At 41.3% G+C, this 21,716-nt stretch carries 21 protein-coding genes; 10 read left to right on the forward strand and 11 right to left on the reverse strand.

What is annotated here, in order from left to right; translation table 11 throughout:
- Positions 1–39: 39 nt before the first annotated feature.
- Complete coding sequence (locus OIT90_RS16095) at positions 40–687, reverse strand: CotG/ExsB N-terminal domain-containing protein (protein WP_474892735.1); 648 nt, start codon at positions 685–687, stop codon at positions 40–42.
- A 205-nt stretch (positions 688–892) separates the two neighbouring features.
- Here OIT90_RS16095 and OIT90_RS16100 point away from each other — a divergent pair, with 205 nt between their 5' ends.
- From OIT90_RS16100 to OIT90_RS16135, 8 genes are all read left to right on the forward strand, one after another.
- Positions 893–1,987, forward strand: a complete 1,095-nt coding sequence (locus tag OIT90_RS16100; RefSeq protein WP_126682042.1) for a CotH kinase family protein — start codon at positions 893–895, stop codon at positions 1,985–1,987.
- A 122-nt stretch (positions 1,988–2,109) separates the two neighbouring features.
- Positions 2,110–2,271: an aspartyl-phosphate phosphatase Spo0E family protein gene (locus OIT90_RS16105; protein WP_039177669.1), complete on the forward strand. Its 162-nt coding sequence runs from the start codon at positions 2,110–2,112 to the stop codon at positions 2,269–2,271.
- A gap of 127 nt (positions 2,272–2,398) precedes the next feature.
- Positions 2,399–2,620, forward strand: coding sequence for a spore germination protein (locus tag OIT90_RS16110; RefSeq protein ID WP_024425506.1), 222 nt, complete (start codon positions 2,399–2,401; stop codon positions 2,618–2,620).
- Between the two features lie 14 nt (positions 2,621–2,634).
- Positions 2,635–2,868: a spore germination protein GerPB gene (locus tag OIT90_RS16115; RefSeq protein ID WP_003210877.1), complete on the forward strand. Its 234-nt coding sequence runs from the start codon at positions 2,635–2,637 to the stop codon at positions 2,866–2,868.
- A 30-nt stretch (positions 2,869–2,898) separates the two neighbouring features.
- Entirely contained in the window at positions 2,899–3,513 is a 615-nt protein-coding gene (locus tag OIT90_RS16120) for a spore germination protein GerPC (protein WP_039177664.1), read from the forward strand.
- On the forward strand, positions 3,510–3,686 hold the full coding sequence (locus tag OIT90_RS16125) for a germination protein GerPD (RefSeq protein ID WP_003210893.1): 177 nt from the start codon (positions 3,510–3,512) through the stop codon (positions 3,684–3,686). Before OIT90_RS16120 ends, OIT90_RS16125 begins: the two co-directional genes overlap by 4 nt.
- Positions 3,686–4,117 carry a spore germination protein GerPE gene (locus tag OIT90_RS16130; protein ID WP_024425504.1) on the forward strand — a complete coding sequence of 144 codons (432 nt, stop codon included), beginning with the start codon at positions 3,686–3,688 and terminating at the stop codon, positions 4,115–4,117. Before OIT90_RS16125 ends, OIT90_RS16130 begins: the two co-directional genes overlap by 1 nt.
- A gap of 22 nt (positions 4,118–4,139) precedes the next feature.
- The gene (locus OIT90_RS16135) at positions 4,140–4,358 is read left to right on the forward strand and encodes a spore germination protein (RefSeq protein ID WP_003211468.1); all 219 of its coding nucleotides are present in this window, start codon (positions 4,140–4,142) and stop codon (positions 4,356–4,358) included.
- Between the two features lie 47 nt (positions 4,359–4,405).
- Here the strand turns inward: OIT90_RS16135 and OIT90_RS16140 are convergent, their stop codons facing one another.
- Genes OIT90_RS16140 through addB form a run of 5 tightly spaced genes read right to left on the reverse strand, consistent with a single transcriptional unit; the run spans position 4,406 to position 16,510 of the window.
- Entirely contained in the window at positions 4,406–4,705 is a 300-nt protein-coding gene (locus OIT90_RS16140) for an HNH endonuclease family protein (protein WP_039177660.1), read from the reverse strand.
- 19 nt (positions 4,706–4,724) lie between these two features.
- Positions 4,725–8,120: an AAA family ATPase gene (locus OIT90_RS16145; protein WP_474892736.1), complete on the reverse strand. Its 3,396-nt coding sequence runs from the start codon at positions 8,118–8,120 to the stop codon at positions 4,725–4,727.
- On the reverse strand, positions 8,117–9,292 hold the full coding sequence (sbcD, locus tag OIT90_RS16150) for an exonuclease subunit SbcD (RefSeq protein WP_198456830.1): 1,176 nt from the start codon (positions 9,290–9,292) through the stop codon (positions 8,117–8,119). Before sbcD ends, OIT90_RS16145 begins: the two co-directional genes overlap by 4 nt.
- A gap of 26 nt (positions 9,293–9,318) precedes the next feature.
- Complete coding sequence (gene addA / locus OIT90_RS16155) at positions 9,319–13,023, reverse strand: helicase-exonuclease AddAB subunit AddA (RefSeq protein ID WP_474892737.1); 3,705 nt, start codon at positions 13,021–13,023, stop codon at positions 9,319–9,321.
- Complete coding sequence (gene addB, locus OIT90_RS16160; protein WP_474892738.1) at positions 13,001–16,510, reverse strand: helicase-exonuclease AddAB subunit AddB; 3,510 nt, start codon at positions 16,508–16,510, stop codon at positions 13,001–13,003. The genes addA and addB overlap by 23 nt, the downstream gene beginning before the upstream one ends.
- Positions 16,511–16,662: 152 nt before the next feature.
- Here addB and OIT90_RS16165 point away from each other — a divergent pair, with 152 nt between their 5' ends.
- Positions 16,663–17,109, forward strand: coding sequence for a ferritin-like domain-containing protein (locus tag OIT90_RS16165; protein ID WP_039177646.1), 447 nt, complete (start codon positions 16,663–16,665; stop codon positions 17,107–17,109).
- Positions 17,110–17,306: 197 nt separating this feature from the next.
- Here the strand turns inward: OIT90_RS16165 and OIT90_RS16170 are convergent, their stop codons facing one another.
- Genes OIT90_RS16170 through OIT90_RS16180 form a run of 3 tightly spaced genes read right to left on the reverse strand, consistent with a single transcriptional unit; the run spans position 17,307 to position 19,029 of the window.
- Positions 17,307–17,717: a DoxX family protein gene (locus tag OIT90_RS16170; RefSeq protein WP_039177642.1), complete on the reverse strand. Its 411-nt coding sequence runs from the start codon at positions 17,715–17,717 to the stop codon at positions 17,307–17,309.
- A gap of 57 nt (positions 17,718–17,774) precedes the next feature.
- Positions 17,775–18,614, reverse strand: a complete 840-nt coding sequence (locus OIT90_RS16175) for a M56 family metallopeptidase (RefSeq protein WP_039177640.1) — start codon at positions 18,612–18,614, stop codon at positions 17,775–17,777.
- Positions 18,607–19,029, reverse strand: a complete 423-nt coding sequence (locus OIT90_RS16180; RefSeq protein ID WP_024425495.1) for a BlaI/MecI/CopY family transcriptional regulator — start codon at positions 19,027–19,029, stop codon at positions 18,607–18,609. Before OIT90_RS16180 ends, OIT90_RS16175 begins: the two co-directional genes overlap by 8 nt.
- A gap of 267 nt (positions 19,030–19,296) precedes the next feature.
- On the opposite strand from OIT90_RS16180, the gene OIT90_RS16185 reads away from it, so the two are divergent.
- Complete coding sequence (locus OIT90_RS16185) at positions 19,297–20,442, forward strand: AbrB family transcriptional regulator (protein ID WP_106025300.1); 1,146 nt, start codon at positions 19,297–19,299, stop codon at positions 20,440–20,442.
- A gap of 38 nt (positions 20,443–20,480) precedes the next feature.
- Here the strand turns inward: OIT90_RS16185 and lepB are convergent, their stop codons facing one another.
- Both lepB and OIT90_RS16195 read right to left on the reverse strand, forming a co-directional pair.
- The gene (lepB, locus tag OIT90_RS16190) at positions 20,481–20,993 is read right to left on the reverse strand and encodes a signal peptidase I (protein ID WP_106025301.1); all 513 of its coding nucleotides are present in this window, start codon (positions 20,991–20,993) and stop codon (positions 20,481–20,483) included.
- Positions 20,993–21,610 (reverse strand): TVP38/TMEM64 family protein, encoded by a 618-nt coding sequence (locus OIT90_RS16195; RefSeq protein ID WP_024425492.1) that lies wholly within the window; start codon positions 21,608–21,610, stop codon positions 20,993–20,995. The genes lepB and OIT90_RS16195 overlap by 1 nt, the downstream gene beginning before the upstream one ends.
- Positions 21,611–21,716 lie beyond the last annotated feature (106 nt).

Raw genomic sequence — 21,716 nt, forward strand, 5'->3', positions numbered from 1 at the left:
TCTCTTTTAAAAAGGGTTTCAAAAATGATGATTGAATGCCTAGCGGAAACGGCGATATTCCCACATATTTCCTTGATCCCATTTACGCTCAACATTTCCTGTTCTTTGAGAACGATGCTTCTTCTTTCCACATCTATGGCAAGATCGGCTGCGTTTATGGTGATGAGAACGTTTAGATCGATGGCTACGGCGTGACTTGCGGCTCTTCTTATGATGGGATCTGTGCTTGCTGCGATGTGACTTGCGGCAGCTTTTCTTATGATGCGATCTGTGCTTACTGCGATGTGACTTGCGGCAGCTCTTCTTATGATGCGATCTGTGCTTGCTGCGGTGTGACTTGCGGCAGCTCTTCTTATGATGCGATCTGCACTTGCTGCGATGTGACTTCTTAGGTTCGCTCTTTTTGCTTCTGTGGGATTTTTTGCTTTTACATGATTTTTTACTCTTCATGCTTTTCTTAGAGCGATAACTTTTCTTTGAACGATAGCTTCTGTAGCTTTTTTTACTGCGGCGTGATTTACGGCGTCCACCACCGCCAAAGAACCAATGACCGCGATTTGAATGACGAGAACGAGCTGACTTATGCGAACGTTTCGATTCTGGTTCACGATCTAAGTGATGATCACGTCCCTCACTTCGAAGTGAAGCCACTGCATGTTCAATGTGCGAATGATCAAATGTACTCACGAACAATTCCCCTCCAGTCTATGCTTCGACAAAACAAACAGACAAAGCTGTTTATCTTCTCTGCTTTATGTTACGAGACTCGGTAGACAAGTGTTCGTGACGAATGCCTCTTTCCTTTAAAACTCCATGAATACCTACCAGCCGGTACAGGACATTCCTTCACTTTCATATTGTAAAGAAGAGCATATAGGAGGCTGATGAACGTATGAACACGGAACCTTTAAAACAACTTGATATGTGGATTCATCCAAAGGACCTGATTGAACTAAAAAAAGACATTTGGAACGATGAACCTGTTGAAGCTATTCTGAAAACAGGCCAAACCAAATCACATATTTATGCTTCATACCGCGGTTCACACATTAGAAAGCTTAAGAAAAAATCCTATCAAATTGAATACCGAAAGCCAAAACAAAGACAAGGCGAATCCATCTTTCATTTAAATGCAGAGTACAATGACCCTTCGTTTATCCGAAACAGACTATCCTTTTATTTCTTTGAGCAGATGGGGGTGCTTAGTCCAGCCGCTTCTCATGTGTTTCTCACCATAAACGGAAGAAAAGAAGGCATTTATTTGAAAATAGAATCCGTCGATGAGTTCTTTCTTCAAAAACGGCAGCTTTCAGGAGGCGGCATTTATTATGCGGTTGATGACGACGCGAACTTCTCCCTTTTGAGTTCTTTTGATAAAAAGCCAAAAAAGCACCTTCTTCTCGGATACGAGAAAAAAACGGGGACGTCTCAACATGATCAGCAGTTGAGCGAATTTATTTACTTTCTCAACACAGCAAGAGATGACACTTTTGCAGAAAAAATTGAACAATACCTAGATGTAACACAATATTTCCGCTGGCTCATCGGTGTGGTATGCACACAAAACTTTGATGGTTTTGTTCATAATTACGCTCTTTATGTGAATGAACAAGGGCGGTTTCAAGTACTTCCTTGGGATTATGATGCAACATGGGGTCGTGACATTCATGGAGAAGAAATGGCGTTTGATTATATCCCAGTAAACGGCTTTAATACATTAACTGCTAGACTACTAGATATCCCTTCGTTTAAAGAAGCCTATTACACACTTTTCCAGCATGTACTCGATACACATTTTGTAGAAGACCGGCTCTGTCCAATCATCGAGAAATGGCATGAATCGATTGTGGACCGAATTGGAGATGATCCATATACGAAAGATCGAAAAGACATCCTACCATCTGAACGAGACTTAATCCGGCAGTATATCAACAAAAGACGACGTTATTTACAGGCTGAGATCAGAAAAGAGAAATTTGGTACGTAAGAACACTTTCGAATTTTGTCACTTTATTACTCATATTGACGAAACAGCTTTTTTTATAGAAAAATAGGGTATACTAACCATATCCTTCTATTTGATAAAAAATGTGAGAGTTGGCGTCCGTTATGATCAATTATGAAATTGAACAAAAAAGATTACATTTAATTGAGACTGCAAAAAAATTCGGGATGAATGCGGAAGAAACCATCAGATGCAGTCAAGAGCTTGACATGCTCTTAAATAAAGGCATCAAATCCACCTCTAAAGATTGCTCAAAAAAAGGGTAAGCCATACATCTAATTCCTCTCATGAAAAGCTTTCAAAAAGACAATCACACATTAAAAGCCCCATCATAAGCTATGGTGAAACGCCCAAAAACAAAGTGCCCTAATTTTATAAAGGATGTGCACCGCTATGCCGGCTATTGTGGGAGCCTTTAAAGTAAATGCCGTCGGAACGAGCGGAGTCGTTCATGTTGGAGACTGTATCACCATTTCTCCAAATAGTCAGGTTAAAACGTTTGCTGGCGCAGGCAGTTTTAATACAGGTGATCAATTGCAAATTAGCAACTACAAAAGTGTGACAAATACGTACGACAGTGATGTCATAGATCAACCGCTTGTTGGTAACTTGTAAGGAGTGAGGATCCGTTGAACTTCTATATTAATCAAGCGATACAAATTAATTATTTACGTGTGGAGTCTGTGAGTAACTCCTCTGTTCTGCAAATCGGGAGTGCTGGATCCATCAAAGCCCTTTCCAACCTGTATAACACGGGAAGCTACGTAGAAGCAGCGCCTGCCGCAGCAGGTACACAAGGAATTGAAGAATCTCAAGGCGCAAGCACAGCACCTTTTGTACCGCTTCAGTCACCAACAACTTAAGTCATCTGCAATCCCCGGAGGTGTAGGTAAATGTATGATTATCAGAGCAACGCTTCACAAGTATATGGCATCATTCAAAAACAATCGCAACAAATCATGATGCTTGAAAAAAGGCTTAACGAGCTTCAGCAGGAAATACAAATGATCAAAGATAAACCGACAACGAATATAGAACGGATTGATTATCAATTTGATCAACTGAAAATCGAACGGCTAGAAGGGACGCTGAATATCGGCCTCAACCCATCTGATCCAAACAGTGTTCAAAACTTTGAAGTGGGCCAAACAACAACCCCGGGAATTGGAATGATGCAGCAAGAAATGGCTGATCAATTTTTCAATCAAACACGGCAGCTTGTCGATGCATTTTTAAATGAAGAAGCTCCAGAACTTCTTGAAGAACTAGAACAGCGATATGAAGGATCCCTCGATGAAAGCAACAAACACCATATCATTGAGGACATTCGCAAGCAAATTGACAGCAGGATCAAATACTATGCGGGACAGTTACCACACCGGGAAGATATGACACCGTTGCAGCGTTCAGAGCAAATTGCTGAATATGTGAAGCATGATGTAAAGCGGGCGATTGAGCACTTTTTAGCCCATATTCCAAGTGAAACGAAAGGAGAGGAAAACGGATGAATTTCACAGTTGTCAACCGCAACATTGAGACCGGAAGCATTAAAGTAGTCGGGGTATCGTCTTCTTCCTTATTTATCATCGGGGACACAGATCATGTACAATTATCCTCAATTTTCGATACACCGCCAGAATCTCTGATTATTGGCCCGTTTGTTCCTCTAGCACCTCGATAATGATCAAACGCACATCTCAAGTGAAGTTCTCAAAGGTGAATTCTGTCGGGATTTCGAGTGTGGTTCAAATCGGTGATACTCAGGAGCTATGTCCGAAAGTCAAAGTGTTAGCTGTTCAACGAACCATTAGTTTGTTTTATGGCTATGAAGCAGAAAATTTAGATGCGAAAGAATTTGAAGTGTATTATGAGCCTATTCCATTGATGCTCCCAGAACGATCAGTGAGAACAGCCTTTTACCATGAAAAGCCTGTGATTAAAGTGTCTTCCATCCATGTAGAAGGGGTATCATCGTCCTCTGTCTATCAAATCGGCTCTACTTGTCGAATGAATGGCGTTGCGCGAGTGAAGCATATTAGGGAGCTATTTAGCAATGATGAAAGTCCGCAAAACTCACAAATGGACCTACCTGCGCATATGATGGTGATATGACTTCGAATAAAGGATGTCGATTATGCCAGCAATTGTCGGACCCATTTACATTAACTCTATTTCTGGAGGCGTCGTAAACGTCGGTGACTCATTCTACCTGTCGCCTAAAAGTTCGTCAAAATCTGCTTTAGGCTCTGGAGCGGGGAATACCGGAGATTTCTTGATATTAAATAATGGCATTAGCGCCACCAACTATGTGGATCCTGACTTAAATGATCAGAATATGGTAGGTAATGCATGAAGCAGCTCCTCTACACCTATTTCAAATAGAGGAGCGCTTTTTTATGCTTATTTCTTTCTGCGCTGTCTCGATTTTTTTGTTTTAACCAGCTTGCTTGCCGGCTGTTTCCGAATCCATTTGATGTACGAAGCAAGCTTTTCATCCTGCCTCAGTGCATCAATTGTGTTCAAACGTGCGGCAAGCTCCTGGTTTGTAAAAAGGGCATGTACTTGTTTATGACAAGGGATGCACAAGAAGGCAGTCGGTAAAAAAGCACCACCCTCTTCTCTTGGCGTTAAGTGATGTTCTGTGAGCAGGACATCTTGTCTTCCGCACAGCTCACATAATCCAATTGTTTGCTTTGCCACCGTGTCATCACCTCAATATTTACATTAATTCCATTGAGACTGTTGTCCCTTTCCCGCTTGGATCTGCTGGATGGACAATCAGTTTCTTCGGCAGCCGCATTTTCAATTCTTCCACATGGCTGATGACACCAACAGCTAAGTTTTGGGATTGTAATTTCTCTAATGCGGTAATGACCGTATCAAGCAAGTCTTGATCAAGGGTACCAAAGCCTTCATCAAGGAAAAAGAATTGCAGCGGAAACTCACCTCTCAGCTGAATCTGCGCTGAAAGAGCTAGTGCAAGCGCAAGCGACGTCAGGAAGGTTTCCCCGCCGGACAAGCTGGACACTGGACGTCTGACACCGCCATTTGCATCATCGCGCATGACAAAGCCGCCTTCTGAATCCACCTCAATCGCATATCTTTGTCTTGTCAAAATACCAAGACGGGCAGATGCATCACGACTGACACTTTCCAGCTGTTCTTCTGCTAAGAACTCAACAAATGTATTTCCTTTAAACACGGTTTGCAGCTTATCGAGCCGATCAATTTCTTGTTGCAGCTCCGCTAAGCGTTCATGAATACTTGCAAATCGCTGGTGATTTTCTTCCATCACACGCAGATGTTCATAAGCAGAGCCGCTCATCACTGTTGCTTCTTCTAATGCCTTTTCTGCCGCTTCTTTCCTCAGTTGAATATCAGTCCACTGCTCTTCATCTAGTGACTCATCTTTCAGCAGTTCAGAAATTCGCTTTAAGTTTGCAGCACATTGCTTTCTTTTATCCTCAAATTCATCAATTTCTTGTTTAACTGATTGACGTACTGCCTGATTCAGGAAAGCAAATTCAATCTCTTGAGGCTTATCAAAAGGAGAAGACCCCGATTCTTTATCCCATGCTGCTCGTGCTTCTTGTTTTCTTCGTTCAGCCTCTTGAAGCTGACGCTCACTGCTTGAAAAATGGCTTTGTGCTTGACTAAAGAGCTCCTGCGCGTGCTGTAATTGCTTGAACGATTGCTGTTCCATTTCATTGAGACGAACAAGCGTGTGTTCAACCTCGATCAGTTCTTCAGAAATGGAGACAGCTTTTAATGGATATCGCCCTAAATCTGTTTCATATTGATGAATGAGCTTTTGCTGACTTTCTAGCTGGTGCGCTAGTTTATCAAGTTCCTTCTCCACATCGTATATGGCTGTTTGCAGCTGTTCTTTTGCCTGCTGTTTTTCTTCCAAAAATGAAATACTTTTCTCAATCCGCTCTTTATAGCCTTCCGCTTGCTGGTCCTTTTCATCTATCTGCTTTTGCATTTCTTGTACTTGATGCAATGTAAAGTGCGGGAAGGCCTGTTCAAATTGAGATGTTTGCTCTGAAAGCTCAGATTGAAGCTCCTTGATCAGCCCGTCTAATTCTTCGATACGCTGCTGTTCAAATGTCATCTGATCTTTTATCTTGTTTATCTCTGCTGTTTGATCATGTGTTTCATCCATTAAACGAGCTCGTTTACGATCAACTTCTTGAATATCTTGTTTCAAGCCTTTCCATTCTTGCATGAGATACTGCAAGGACTCCGGATTTTGCACTGCTTCTACTGCTGCCGCAACTTCCGCACCTGGAGCTTTCTGAGATAAAAAGGCAAACTGTTTTACTAATTGATTAGCGTGCGTTTCCAATAGCTGCTTGGCGGCATACATGTCTCTTGTGTATTCCTCTGCCTGCTTGAGCTCTGTGTCCATCCGTTGAATCACTTCATCGATTTGTGCCACTGTTTCTTCATGGTCATTGTTTTCCAATGCCTTTGGGTCATGATGAACCGATCCACAAACAGGACATGGCTCACCATCTACAAGCTCTGCCGCTAATTCTTTTCTTAATTCCGCCGCCCTAACAGCATCACGCTGTTTTAATTTTTCGAGCTTCTGACTTTGTTCTCTTTTACTCCATTCTGTAAAAGCCCGTTCGAATTCACATACATAGAAATAGAGCTGTTCAATCGCTTGAAACGATTGATCTATTTTTTCATGATGGTCTTTTTGCTGTTTTTGAAGCTTTTCAAATGCTGCTGCGGTCTGTGATGATCGCTTTTTGAGCTCCTCCATCTTTTGTTCTTCCTTGTGTATGCTTTGATGTATTCTTTGAACATTTTCGCTTAAACGCAAAGCATCCTGTACACTTTTCCGTTCTTTTACAGAGACTTGTAATGACTCCAGCTCACGCTTCAGCTGTGTTTGTTTTGCCAGGGCACGTTCTAACAATGATTGGAGATTGTCTGCTTCTTCTTTTTTTTGTAATAATTGCTGCGCTGTATTATTTTTTCTCTGTTCGATTGCCGTCTTTTCCTGAAGAGCCGCCTCTTTTTTTCGTTCAATTTCCTTTAGCTGAATCAGCTGCTCTTTCTTTTGGAGAAGTTCCGGCTCAGTTTCTATTTTCTTTTGTCTGGCTTGCTCATAGTTCTGCGTCATTTGATCATAGATCGATCGTTGGTGCAGAAGCTGATTTTCTGCTTCCTGCTTCTCTTTTAATGCTTGAGAAAGCTGATTTTCAGCCTTTGTTAATGCATCCGCATAGGGCTTTAATGCCTCTGCCTGCTCAGCAATATGAAGCTTGGCCTTTTTTTCTTCCATTGATGGTGCCAGTTGATTCAGATGGTTTAGTTCCGTCTCATAAGCTTCTTGTTCTTTTTGATACTGCCAAATTGTTTGCGCCTTTGTAAAAGCAGTGAACGCTTCATCCCGCGCTTGTTTTTTCTCATGAAAAATAGCCTTTGCCTGCTCTGCCGCTTCCTTTGCCTTTGCGAGCGCCTCTGGACCAGCTTCACCTAAACCATTCAGCTCAGCAAGCAGTTCATTTTTTTGTCCATACTGATTCTGCGCCTTTGCGCGCAAACGTTTGACGAGCTGATCCCCATACTTTTCCAGGTTAAACAAACGCTGAAGCATTTGTCGTCTATCGGCTCCTTTTAAGGAAAGGAATTCTGCAAACTTCCCTTGGGGCAAGACGACCGCACGCGTAAAATCATCAATGGTTAACCCGAGTAATTCCTCTATTTTACGATTGACCTCACTCGCTTTATCTGCAAGGACTGTCTGCGTATCACCAATTTCAATCAGACGGCATAGTGTCGTTCTGACTTTCATTTCATCCGCCCGCTTAAAAGCACGTTCGACTTTATAAGAAATATGGTGTTCCTTCTGCAAAGCGAACGTAAAGGAAACTGACAGTTTCTCTTCCGCTTGGTTCAAAATACCATGTGTATTATTTAACGCACGTTCCACTTTGCCATAGAGTGCCAGGGTCATTGCGTCTAATATGGACGATTTTCCGCTTCCTGTCGGTCCAAAAATGCCAAACACACCTGCATCACATAATGAGCTAAAGTCAATTGTTTGTTCTTCTCTGAAGCTATGAAGTCCTTTAATGGTTAGCGTAATCGGCTTCAAGTCGCTTCCTCCTCTTGCATTTCATTGGCGAGCTCTAAAAACAGCTTGACTGTTTTTTCATCAGGAAGTCCGCCGCCTGTCTGGCGCTCATAAAATTTCACGAACCGCTCTTCGATCGAGAGCTTTTCGATTTGCTTTTGTTCTTCCAATTGCTGCAGTTCTTTAAATTTTGGTCTAATATGGACAAACCCGCTATGCTGCTTTCGGAGCTGATGGATCTCTTCTATAGAGAGCTGATCTGTTAAATGAATCTCTAAATCAATCCATGCCTGAAGATCCCGTTTTTCATCCAGCCACTCGTGTACTTGACTCAGTCCCTCAGTAGCCTTCCATTTCACAAGTGGTTTTCCGCTTGATAACAACACTTCTTTCCAGCTTGCTTTTTCATTAGGTTTTGCTTCAACAATCGTGACTGATTTGGCATATCCTGATTCAGAAAAGCTGTAAGCAAGAGGTGACCCGGAATAGCGGGCGATCGTTTTGGCACGCTTGATGGTTTGCGGCCGGTGCAAATGACCAAGGGCCACATAGCAGGCTGCTTCTGGCAGACTTTCAGCCGCAACGGTATATGCACCGCCTACTTCAATCGGTCTTTCTGAATCTGTTTGACTTCCTCCTGCCACATAAATATGGCTCGTCGCGATATTGACCGTATCGGCTTGAAATTGAGTGCTTAAATGCTGGAATGCTTGTTGTATTTTTAAATTGTAATGATCACGAAGCACTTTCTCTTCAAATGTTTCAGCCAGTACCTCGTTTAGTCTCGCTTCAGACGGATAAGCGAGTGCTGCAATGGATAAACGTTCACTCGAAGAAGGAACATCGACGCGGATGATATCATTTGTCGGATATCCAATTAAATGAATCCCCTGATCATTTGTTAAAGGAGATGCGGCGGATAGTCGATCCGGATTATCATGGTTGCCTGAGATGACCACGACCTGACGTTTTCCTTTATCAGATAAGGCGGATAGACTTTCATAAAAAAGCTGCTCTGCTCTAGCAGGCGGATTCACTGTATCAAAGGCGTCTCCAGCCATGACAATGACATCAATGTGTTCGTCTTTTACGATTTGATACAGCTCATCTAAAAACTGTGCTTGCTCATCAAGCCGGCTTCGGCCTTCAAGGGTTTTTCCTAAATGCCAATCCGCCGTATGCAGAATCCTCATGTGATTCACCTCTCATTCCGAAACATTTATAATGAAATTTCTATATTCCCATCAAAGAAATAAAGAATTTTCTCCTCTAATGTTCTGTTTGTTAAACGTTCTACTGCTTTTGCATATAACGCTATTTGAGTTTCATAGCGTTTTTTCAATTTAGGCACAGCTGCTTCAAGGCCGCCTGTAAATCTGCCTTGCACTCTATCGGTTTTATAATCTAGTAAATATAGCTTTCCGTCCGTTTCAAATAAACAGTCAATCATCCCTTGAATAAGGACAGGCTCCCCCTCTGCATCAATATGGCTGTATACCTCTTTAACAGGTAACACCATACTAAATGACACTTCTCGTTTCACCCAATCCGCTTTTCGCAGCTTTTGACCAATAGAAGTAGAGAAGAAAGCTGCAATTCCTTCTTGATCAATTGACTGGACTTGCTCATTTGTTAGCAAGTCTCGCTGCTGTAAGGAATCGAGCAGCTGCTGTATATGTGAATCATCGTAGGGCTCGTCAGAAGGAAGCGCAATATGCTGCATGACTGTGTGCATTGCGGTGCCTTGCTCTGCGGCAGTGAGTGCTTTTTTCTTCATGAAAGCCGGCCGGTCATACAACGTGGCACGAGCTTTTCGAAGAGAAGAAGGAACACTGTACTCATCCTGTATTTCTTTCATTCTCTTTATCTCGGAAACAGACTGCTTTGTGCCGACTTGTGAGGCCGCTAGATATGGGTATCTCCATGAAAGTCTCTTTGCTACTTTCTCATCAGCATCACCATATTCTTCAACAGGCAGCCCCTCCATCAAAGCTTGTACCACCTCGTCTTGCTGCTCCTTTTCAAGTGACATATCTTCTTTTAGAAGATCGGAAGCTTGAGTAAATGAGATTGTGAATGCTGATGGATGCGAAAGAACAACATCACCTGTTTCTTCTAAAATAGATGACATTGCTTGGTGACGGATGAGAGCAGGACCAATAAAATCTAAGTATGTTTTCGATTGATAACGTTCAAAATCAGGGAGCAGCCAATCTTCTCCGGTTGCAGCATTTTGCCATTTGCTTAATGCTTTCACCTGATTTTTGACAGAGCCGACCAGAAATAATTTTTCCTTAGCTCTTGTGAGCGCCACATATAGAACTCTCAGCTCTTCAGATAACAGCTCTTTCCTCATCTTTTTTTTCATCGCTACAAGCGGTAATGTTGCATAACTAATTCTCAGCTCAGGATGGATATACTTGCTTCCAAAACCTAGCTCTTTATCAAGTAAATAGGACTGGTTTAAGTCCATCATATTAAAGTTCCTGCCGAGTCCTGCGGTAAAGACGATTGGAAATTCTAACCCTTTACTGCTGTGAATCGTCATCATGCGAACAACATCCTCTGTTTCACTGAACGTTTTTGCCGCACCAAGATCATCTCCACGCTCCTGCATTCTTTCGATAAAACGAAGAAAACGGAACAGTCCTCTAAAGGCAGCTTTTTCATACTGCTTTGATCGATCATAAAGAGCGCGGAGATTCGCCTGTCTCTGCTTGCCTCCAGGCATCCCACCAACGTAATCTAGATACTGCGTATCGCGGTATACTTCCCAAATCAATTCCGCTACTGAATGATTCATCGAGAAATCACGCCATTTACGCAGCAACCTGAAAAACCGTTCTAGTTTTTTGCATGTAGGGTGATCTGAATGAGTCACACTCATAAATGCCTTCACAGCATCATAATAAGTGCCCTTTTTATCGCTCGTGCGGATCAGTGCCATTTCATTTTCGTCTAAATGGACAAGTGGTGATCTTAATACAGCTGCAAGCGGGATATCCTGATATGGATTATCGATGACTTTTAACAGAGAAAGAATGACAGACACCTCTGTTGCTTCAAAATAACCGGAGGAAAGATTCGCATACACAGGGATTCCCTGCTTCTTCAATTCCTCCATCATTTGCGGGGCCCATGGCATAGAACGAAGCAAAATCACAATGTCCCGATACTGCAAGTTACGGGTCATTTGCTGTTTTGCATCGTACACTTGAAATGGCTGCTCCACCAATTCTCTTATTTTTTTAGCAATGACTCTCGCTTCAAGCTGTACGGTCTCTAATTCTTCTCGCTCTTCGTCAGTTTCTGCTTCCTGTTGATCTAAATGGACAAGAAGCATTTCTGTCGTTGTATCTTCGCTTTCTGGATAACTCGCTCCAAGCTTTAATTCAGCTTGTTCATCATATTCAATTTCTCCAACTGTTTCCCCCATCAGCTGTTTGAACAAAAAGTTCGTACTGTCTAACACATCTGAACGGCTGCGGAAGTTTTTATTTAAATCGATTCTCTTCCCTGTTTCTTTGCCGTCTGGTGTAAATTGTTTATATTTGTTTAAAAAGAGCATGGGCTCAGCCAGTCTAAAGCGATAAATGGACTGCTTTACATCACCAACCATAAACAGGTTGCCGTCTGCGGCATGTTCCCCTTTAGATACAAGCTTTAAAATCGTTTCTTGTACAAGGTTTGTATCTTGGTATTCATCAACGAGCACTTCTTCAAACTGCTGTTGATAGTACTTGGCCGCTTCTGTTTCGATCAAATTTCCTTCCGCATCCTGCTCTGCTAAAATGCGTAAGCAATAATGCTCTAAATCCGAAAAGTCCACGATTGATTTTTCTTGCTTCGCTTTTTCGAAACGCTGTCCAAATTGGATGACAAGCTCCACAAGTGTTTCGACCACCGGCTTCATTTCAGCTAAGCTTTTCAAATGCTGGGCTGGACTGCGCATAAAGTATTCATCTTTAAGTTTTTCTAATTGTTTTTTTGCTTGATTGCGTGCATCTGTGGCTTTTTCTAACAGCACAGGGTCATATTCGTCCCCTTTACATGTTTTGAGCCTTTTAAAATTGATGTTTGGCAAAAGCTCGTAAAGCTTTTCAAAATCATTTTGGTGCCTGATTAATTCATTGACTTGCTCTAAATCATCTATAAAATTTTCTGCTCTCGGTGCCGGGCCGCCCGGTTCTTTTGATAGGGCGAGAGCTCGTTCGAGTAGTTCGAGACAGCTTCGAAAAACGAGAGAAAGATCCTCTTTGATATATGGGTAAAACGGTAATTGTTCTACTTTTGTTTGAGCATCTACATCATAAAGAGAAAGAAATGCCCTCATCCATTGCTCAGGTGAAGGGTGAGATCTGGAAAACTCATAAATTCTCTTCACAAGCCATTGCAAGTCTAAATCATGGCGGTCAGAAGTATAGCGATCAACCAGTTCAAAGAACGATGGCTTTCCAGCCTTATATTCATCCTCAAACAGTTCATCTAACACTTCATCTCCTAATAATTCTCCTTCTGTTTGATCAGCCAAACGGAAGCCTGGATCAAGGTCAATTTCATAATAAAAGGTGCGCAGAACCTGCAAACAAAAGGAGTGCAAGGTAGAAATATTGGCACGATTCATGAGCGACAGCTGTCTTCTCATATGAAGGGACCCGGGGTTTTTCGCTAATTCCTTTTCAAGTGCTTCTGTGATCCGATGCTTCATCTCTGCCGCAGATGCATTTGTGAAAGTCACAACGAGCAGACGATCCACATCAACTGGATCTTCTGGACGGGTCATTTTTCGAATCAGCCGTTCAACCAAAACAGCTGTTTTACCTGACCCTGCTGCCGCCGCAACAAGAATATCTTGTCCTTCTGAAACGATGGCTTCCCACTGGTCATCCGTCCAAGTACTGTTATTCGGTTTTGGTATTTGCATACTGATCCCCTTCTTTTTTGATCCGGTCTATCACAACATCATCCTTTTCAGATGAAAGCACTCTAAATTCATTATCCTCTATCGATTCATCAAATTGGCAAATAGACTTAAATGAACAAAAGCGGCATGGTGTTTGATCCTTCAATTTATATGGATTAATGGCAACTTCACCATTTGTAATTCTTTCGCCTGCTTCTTCAAATGTACGCCGAACGTGCTGTGTGAGTATATGGAAATGATCTTCACTTAAAACAGCAGAGTCAGAACGGAAAGATCCGTCCTTTTTCAAACCGGCTTGAATGACTTGTGATCTTCCTGATTCAAGCGTTTGATCCATTAGCTTTACCGCTTCTACATCTTCAAGCAATAGACCTTTCATTTTAAATTTCTTGAATATTTCCTGCTCAATTTCATCCTCTGCGAGCGGAATCGGTGCTTGAATGAGCGGATCATGGATATGGAAATATAAAATGCCAGCTGGCGTTGCTTCTACACCGAGCCATTCCTTCGAATACGTAATGGTTAAGTCTAAGTAAGTGAGCATTTGCAAGGCAAGCCCATAGTATACCTCTGCTAGATCAAGACCTTTCTCACTCGATTTGTAGTCGACGATTCTCAACAGCAGCCCTTTTGAACCTTCTGCTTTATCTACGCGGTCAATTCTTCCGACAAGCTCCATCGTGCAGCCATTTTTCAATTGAAAAGTAAACGGCGGAAGAGGTCCTTGGCCGCCAAACCCTAACTCAAGTCCAACGGGAGAAAATCCACTCACTCTTGCATGCTCACTTAAGATAGAAGAGACCCGAATCAAGATTTTTTGGAGTTTTTCTTTAATATAAGCATGCCGATTAGAGCTTAAGAGGATTTCCTTTTGAAGACGCGGAGCAAGCTGTTCGATTGCATGTCTTGAATAGTTGACACAGTCATCCTTCGTTAAGTTTTTCCAATCCTTTTTTTGTTCAACAAGCGTATCTGAAATATGCTTTAAAGCCGAGTGAAACAGCTGGCCGATATCGGGTGCTTCCAATTTATAAAATTGCCGGTCCTTTAGTTTTAACCCGTGGGAAGCAAAGTGAGAAAATGCACACGCATTGAATTTCTCCATTCTTGAAACACTGCCTTGAATGTGATCACCGTAAAGTTCTTTTGTGACGTTTGGTTTTAAGCGCTTTGCTCGATTTGTAAAAAACAAACTCGACAAGATGTTTTTTGATACATCCCGATGAGTTGACGTTATCAAATAATTATAAACACTCCACCATACACCACTGATGGGATATTGGTTGAGCCATTGCTGCAGCTGCGAGACAGTATACGATAACGAGACATGCTCATTCGCTACAAATTTTAATTGCTCCACGTCATCCAGCTGTTCCGGGTCTAACACATACAAAGCATGCTGATGATTTGGCATAAGCTCCTGACAATACTTGATAAGAGTCGAAGGCAATAAAGAGCGCCCCTCTTCATCTGACACTGAATAAGACAAATACAAATGATGAGATGGACTCGACAGTGCCTGGTAAATTAAAAATTGCTCATCTAGCAGCCGTTCCTTTCCTGTCTCTGCCAGCTCTGCTCCTGCTCGCTTTAACCATTCCCTGTCATCTTCAGACAAAACACTTTCGTCAGAAGGGCGTGCGGGAATAACGCCATCATTTACCCCAATGATAAACATACACTTCACTTGATACATTCTTGATAAATCCATACTTCCGATAAATACTTGGTCGAGTGAAGGCGGAATTAAAGCGAATTTTAAAGAGGCCAATCCTGTATCCATCATTTGCTGGAATAAAGGAAATGAGAGCTCCTCATCACCGAGCATTTCAACAAATTCATCCATTAATTGAATAACAGCATCCCATACTTGTCCATGCTGCATGGCTTCAGCTAATCTACCTGCTTCTTCTGCTTCCAGCCTAGCTTTTTCAAGTTTATCTGGCACTTGTATTTCCTCTAAAAAGACATAGACTGCCTCCACCATGTCTTTTACCTTTTGCGCTTTTTTCAGCCTTTTTTGCAATTTGAAAAGCGGAGGTGCAATCCATTCCTTTACATCATTCAGCATCTGTTCCATTTCAATTTCTTGATCTGTTTGTCCAAAATCCTCATCTAAAGATTGGAATCGTCTGTAGTGGAAACGGGAGCCGTTTGTCCAGCGTTCTCCTTTTACACCATAAGCAATACAGTAGTTTTCAAGCTGATCTGCCTGTTCTCTCGCTTTGTTTTTGGCAAGTTCGAGCGGAAATAAGAACTCTGTTTTCACGCAGCGAAACACGGCCTCATACCGCCAGTTTCCTTTTATGACATCCAAGCTCGAACGAATCAATTCAATGAGCGGATGATACTGCATTGATTCATTTCCATCAATAAAAAAAGGAATATCGTAATCTCGAAAAACCTCTTTTAACGTATCTTTATAGTCATCTACATGCCGCGCGACAACTGAAATATCTCGCACTCTAAGTCCTTCTTCTCTCACTAAATGAAGAATTTCTCTCGCTACTCCCTCAATTTCAGCTCGTTTACTCGCACTTTTAGACACTGTGAGATGAGGGGTTACTTCCTGATATGGCTGCACCGGTCTCTGCTCATATTGGCGTTCTAAATAAGCAAGATCTGGCGTATGAAGATGCCGGTTATTTCTCTCCAAAATGTGCTCAGAAATGGCCGCTCCGCACTCTTTAGCAAGCTGATAGAGCTGGAAATACGTTTTACCAGTCATACGAAATAAATCAAGTTCATTTGGCTGCTTATCATGGTAGGAACGATCCACTGTGAACGCAGCCGTTATTTTCTCAGCATGAAGCAGAAGCTGTTCAATGACGAGAAGCTGCTGCGGTGTAAATTGATAAAAGCCATCTATATAAATATGTGCTCCTTTTATTTCTTCAGATAGAGGAATTTGCTGCGTGAGAAGCGTCAAATAGTCTTCTGAGTGCACATATTCATCTTGTAAATGCTGCTCCATCTGCTGATAAAGAACATGCAGATCATGCAATTTTTCGCCTGCCCGTCTTTCTTCTGTATACTCTGAATGCATGCTCGATAATGAAATTTTTTCAATATCCTCCGGCAACATGCAGTATCTTTTGAACTCAGCCATCGTCTTTTCGATTTGCTCGACAAACCCTGGCTTATCACTCGCTTTTTTGAATACCTTAAACTTTTCTTTCTCTTCTTCAATTACTTTTCTTAAAAGCATTTGAATTCCTGTGCTTGTCACAAATTGCCGGTTCGCTCCGCCAGTCTGCTGTAAAATAGACCAAGCAAGACGCGTGAAACTAAATACTTTGGCCCTGATCATCCCGCCAGCTTCAGACGTTTTTGCAAGCTCGTACTCCATTAAGAATGTCATTTGATCCGGGACTAAAAAAATGATTGGCGGACCCAGCGGATCTAGCCGAAGCTGTTCTTTGATTTCCTCTAAGATTGCAGTCGTTTTTCCACTCCCCGATCTGCCTGCTAAAAACTGAATCTCCACGCTCCACAACACCTTTCTTATGTACTCATATTCTAGCGAAAATAGAATTAAATAGCTATTTTCCCCTTCTCCTTCCTAAAAAGATATAGGCACCTTTCCTAACTCTTCTCATATCATAAACCATCATGAACTTAAAGGAGGCTGGCAATATCATGTATTACGGTTATTATGACTACTCGCCATATGACATGCGCCAAAACACAAGGATCATTTCTGACCTTGAAAAAGCGATCAATGGTGAATATTCTGCAATCCAATGCTACGAAAAACTTGCCCAAAGAGCAAAAACTCCTGAGGCAAAAAAAATCATTCAAGAAATACGCCAGGATGAAGTCAGACACTATCAACTATTTACAAAGCTATATTATTCTTTAACAGGTAAAAACCACAAACCAAGCGTAACAGAACCTTGTCCAGATCAATTTAGAGAAGGGCTTCTTTTCGCATTTAAAGATGAACAAAGAACGGTCGATTTTTACTTAACGGTATCAGATTATGTCCGGGATCAAGGAACAAAAGAGCTGATGAAACGTATTGCTCAAGATGAACAGCAGCATGCTGTATGGTTTTTATATCTTTTAACGCACCATGTGTCTTAGATAGTCCTATTTTAATAGGAGATCGTATGTTCCGTCAAAAAATGAAATCGTCTTTTTGTTCATTCAATCTATAAAATAAAGGACTATTTTCAGCAAACCTCTCATCTCTTTCACTTTTTCAAACGTGAAAACGACAATTTGATAAATAAAAAAACTCCTCTGCCACACATAGCAGAAGGAGTTTTTTTCATGATTGTTTAATGAAATTTTGCTTCATTGCTTTGCTGCTGATGTTTTAGCAGCCCATCAATGGACAGCATCTTACTGCCGCTAAGTGTTAAATAAAGCGCCATGACAAGCAGTGATAGTTCAAATTCATAACCGCCAACAAATCCTTTAGAAAAACCAACCGTCATAATCGCCACAGCCATAATTGGTACAAATAGCGCTGCGAAAATACGTGTTCCTAGACCTAAAATCAAGGCGATACCACCGACCAGTTCAATTGTCTTCACAATATAAGCCATAAATTCCGGTATACCGATTTGTCCAAAAAATGCCGCTGTTCCTCCCAGACCTCCTTGATATGCCTGAAGTCCGTGTAGAAAGAAGATCAAACCTAAAATAACACGCACGAAAAGTGTTCCTATTTCTTGATTCGTTTTCATATAGTGATTTCCTCCTGTTTTTACACTACATAATGTAATGTTAATAAGTAAAAAAAATTAGTAATTTAGATTAAGCATAATCATTAAGACCACCATGAGAATGGTTGATGTGACAATGGGAATGATGGGTACATTGAAAGGAATATTGTATGTTGGATTTAAGATCTTTTGTATTCTTAAATTCAATGCCCGATCTCCAAAGGATACCGCAAACTTCGTTTGTTTTTGAAACTGAGTTCTCTTTTTAATGAGTTTCAAAAGGGCTTGCCCTACTCCAAGCTCAGTGCCTGTCTGCCGAATCGCATAGTCATCTGCGATCACTTCACGAAAAACGGAATAGCTTTGTCTCATATGCTTTAACACTGGAATGTACCAAATAACTTTTGTGAGCATTGAGAATGTGAAGGCCTTTAAAGGATCATAGCTGTATTTGTGGTGCAATTCATGATGAACAACAGCGTCAATCTCCTCTTCATCCAGCATGTCCATGAGAGACGTTGATAAGTAAACCTTTGGGTGAAGCATCCCCATGGCAAAAGCAAGCGGTTCATGACAATGAAACACAACGATGTCGTTTGCATATTTCTCAGATAAAGATTCGGTCGACTCGTGATTGACTGCAAGCATGAGATTTTGCTTGAATTGAATGTACGTTTTGATTTGCTTCGTCATATAGAAAATCGCAAATCCCAGTGTATAGAGCACTAAAGCATCTAGAAAATATTTCAAAGGAGTGAATCCATAGAATTCGAGAACAGATTGGCATACATGAATGAGATTATATGCTTGATTCCAGCCAAAAAAGCTTGAAAGCACGTAATACCCCATCTGATAAAAAATCGTTAAACCAATCAATATACCGCCTAAAAATAGCAGGCTCGATTTCATTTTATTCATTTTGCTGCTCCTCTTTTTTGGATGCCAGCCTTGCTTCAAGCACTTTGAGTAATTCAGGGTCAGCACTTTCAATTGCATCCACCATATGATTCACTGCCAGTGGACCAAAATCGTCCATCAGTCCTTGCGTAATCCATTTTGTCTGCTCATTTAGAAATTCTTCTTTTGTTAAAATCGGATTATAAATAGATGAACGCCCTTTTGTTTTCTTCTCCACAATTCCCTTTTCGGTTAAGCGGTTCAGCACAGTCATCACCGTGTTGAAATTAATCGGCTTTTCATCTGACAGCTTCTGCTGCACTTCTTTAATCGGCATATCCTCACCTTGATAAAGGATCTCCATAATTCTTCCCTCTAAAGGACCGAAAAAACGATTCAATCCCTTTTCATTATATTTAAAAGAAGGAATTTTCATGTTATCACCTCACACTAAGGATTGTAGTGTAATTGAAAATGATAGTCAACTGATAACAAAAATAGGGGAAAATCGTTGTATATTTGTTTTTGTTTTTGGTAAAAATTATATCTTCACTTTTATTAAGAAGCTGTCGGGTTCTTGATAAGATAATCTTATGAAAATGGTAAAAAAATTCGTATTTTATTTATAGAGACTTTTGTATTATAGTGAAGATAACAACATTTCACTTACTGAACAAAATTATAGGAAGAAGGTTTACATGTGATGAAACAAGGAAACAGCCTTCGAACCGATCTCATTTTGATCGCAATAAGCGGTTTAGGTGGTTTTCTTTTGTCTTTAACAGGAATGTCTATTGGCTGGATGATCGGTACATTAATCACAGCTGCATTTATTGCCATGCGACGTCCAACCCTGTTTCAGCGTAAAGGAAACAACACCTTGCGTATTCACAGCAGATGGCTACTCCTTGGTCAATTTATTCTCGGAATCGAACTCGGACAAAAAATGAACATGAAAGTTCTTCATATTTTCGCTGAACATTGGCTCCCTGTGAGTTTCATGCTCGTTTTTTCTATTCTACTGGCGATGCTCTCTGGCTTTGCTTTATGGAAGCTGAGTAAAACAGATATGCTGACCAGCTTTGTCGGCACAGCACCAGGCGGTTTATCTGCTATGCCAGGGATTGCCCAAGAGGTTGGAGCAAATACAGCCGTTGTCAGTCTCGTACAAACAACACGTGTATTAATGGTGGTACTCACCATCCCATTTACGGTGTTCTATTTAAATACAAAAAATCCAGCGGATGCAGCTGCAGGCGTTCAAGGGAGCGCCTTTTCATCCGGTGTTTTCACCCTGTCAAATATCTCGTGGACTGCTGCACTTATTTTAGGTGCCTGGCTTATGTCACGCCTGGCGGTTCGTTTTCATTTCCCTGCCCCTTGGTTGATTGGCAGCATGTTAGGAGTTGCTGCTCTTCAAGTAGGTGCAGGTGCGCTCATAGGTCATGATTTGATTCCTTATTGGCCAGCACAAGCGAATATCGCATCACAGGTATTTCTAGGTGCAACCATCGGTTCAAAAATGAATAAACAGATGTTTGTCGGACTAAAAAACACGTTAATTGTAGCCGTCGTCAGCTCAGCTGGATTGATTGCTGCAACGGTTCTCAGTTCAATTGCCATTGCTGAGGTCACTGGCATTTCTGTCATTACAGCCATTCTTGCCTTTTCGCCTGGCGGTATTGCAGAAATGGCAACAACAGCAGTTACACTCCATGAGGACTCAACCTTTGTAGTAGCTGTACAAGTCGTTAGAATCATTCTTGTCATAGCTATGCTGCCACCGTTTTTTCGATTCTTACATCATGTCTGGGCAAAAAGACATCCTGATTATAAAGCCGCTAAATAAAAAAGAGAGACGCTTTGCATGTGCAGAGCGCCTCTTTTTTATTTATCCTGATTTCTTTTGACACCAACTACTTGATCTTTTGAAATCGTTCCAAAATGCCGGCTGTCAAAGCTATGTATTCGGTTATCTCCGATCACGAAGTAATGGTTTTTTTTGATTTTATCATGTCCTGTGATGGCTTTCAGCTGAAAATCCCCTGTCAGGACATTCCCCATTTTATGTTTTTTCTGCTCTTTTAAATAGGGTTCTTTCCATTTTGCCCCATCCACAAATAACTGATCATCGACATACTTGATCGATTCTCCCGGGAGCCCAATGACCCGTTTGATCAAAATTTGATTTTTTGGTCCGTGAAATAACACATAATCAAACCGGCTAATTTTCGTGAGTTTTGGCGAGAACTTGTTGATTAATAATTCTGTTCCATCTGTAAATGTGGGGTCCATACTAACCCCTTCTACTTTATACTTCACAAACATGAAATTCTTTACCTGGAACAATAAGACGATGCATGTAATAATCATCAACCATAACAATGGCTTCTTTTTCATTAAGAGCCTCCTTTGTCCTCACGCTTGCTCATTCGAATGTTCAACCTATTTTCTACTCTCTTTCCAACATACCATAATAAAACGATAACTAGAACCGCAAAAACACTTCTTAACGGATTCTTTACTAAGGCAGAAAGGTCATAACCAATAAAACTAATGATAAAGAGCATAACACACTTACCAGCTAAAGCAGCTAATGAAAATTGCCACATGCTAATTCTTGATAAGCCCGCGACCACATTGACGGCAGCAGAAGGTGTAAAAGGAAAGCAGAGTAAAATAAATAACGGACCAAATCCCCGTTTCTCTACCCAAAGCATTAATTTCTTAATGGAAGGGTGTCTGCTAATAAAGTTCAGCATTCTCATCTGTCCAAATTTTCTGATCAGTAAAAAGACAAGAATAGAACCTGCACTTGCACCGATCCAGGTTAATAAAAAGCCTTCCCAAAGGCCGAATGCATTTGCATTTGCCACCGCAAATGCCACGAGTGGTAAAAAAGGAAGAAATGCTTCAATCAGAGGAAGCAATATAGCGACAATTGGTCCAAAGGCCTTGTAGCTTTCAAAAAATGATGTGATATTTTCATGAGTAAATAGAGAAAGAAATGATGTCAACTTGTTTGACTCCTTCAAGGTTTGTCTACATTTCATTTTACATGGAAAACATAAAAATATACAAATAAATCCCACTCGCCCCCCCTTGAGATTGTTTGACTCATTC

This window comes from Bacillus sp. ABR, assembly GCF_056172715.1.

Excerpts from the sequence above, each read along its gene's own strand:
- OIT90_RS16100 (WP_126682042.1), top strand. The coding sequence starts at position 893 with ATGAACACGGAACCTTTAAAACAACTTGATATGTGGATTCATCCAAAG.
- OIT90_RS16105 (WP_039177669.1), top strand. The coding sequence starts at position 2,110 with ATGATCAATTATGAAATTGAACAAAAAAGATTACATTTAATTGAGACT.
- OIT90_RS16110 (WP_024425506.1), top strand. The coding sequence starts at position 2,399 with ATGCCGGCTATTGTGGGAGCCTTTAAAGTAAATGCCGTCGGAACGAGC.
- OIT90_RS16120 (WP_039177664.1), top strand. The coding sequence starts at position 2,899 with ATGTATGATTATCAGAGCAACGCTTCACAAGTATATGGCATCATTCAA.
- OIT90_RS16125 (WP_003210893.1), top strand. The coding sequence starts at position 3,510 with ATGAATTTCACAGTTGTCAACCGCAACATTGAGACCGGAAGCATTAAA.
- OIT90_RS16130 (WP_024425504.1), top strand. The coding sequence starts at position 3,686 with ATGATCAAACGCACATCTCAAGTGAAGTTCTCAAAGGTGAATTCTGTC.
- OIT90_RS16135 (WP_003211468.1), top strand. The coding sequence starts at position 4,140 with ATGCCAGCAATTGTCGGACCCATTTACATTAACTCTATTTCTGGAGGC.
- sbcD (WP_198456830.1), bottom strand. The coding sequence starts at position 9,292 with ATGAGGATTCTGCATACGGCGGATTGGCATTTAGGAAAAACCCTTGAA.
- addA (WP_474892737.1), bottom strand. The coding sequence starts at position 13,023 with ATGCAAATACCAAAACCGAATAACAGTACTTGGACGGATGACCAGTGG.
- OIT90_RS16165 (WP_039177646.1), top strand. The coding sequence starts at position 16,663 with ATGTATTACGGTTATTATGACTACTCGCCATATGACATGCGCCAAAAC.
- OIT90_RS16170 (WP_039177642.1), bottom strand. The coding sequence starts at position 17,717 with ATGAAAACGAATCAAGAAATAGGAACACTTTTCGTGCGTGTTATTTTA.
- OIT90_RS16175 (WP_039177640.1), bottom strand. The coding sequence starts at position 18,614 with ATGAATAAAATGAAATCGAGCCTGCTATTTTTAGGCGGTATATTGATT.
- OIT90_RS16180 (WP_024425495.1), bottom strand. The coding sequence starts at position 19,029 with ATGAAAATTCCTTCTTTTAAATATAATGAAAAGGGATTGAATCGTTTT.
- OIT90_RS16185 (WP_106025300.1), top strand. The coding sequence starts at position 19,297 with ATGAAACAAGGAAACAGCCTTCGAACCGATCTCATTTTGATCGCAATA.
- lepB (WP_106025301.1), bottom strand. The coding sequence starts at position 20,993 with ATGAAAAAGAAGCCATTGTTATGGTTGATGATTATTACATGCATCGTC.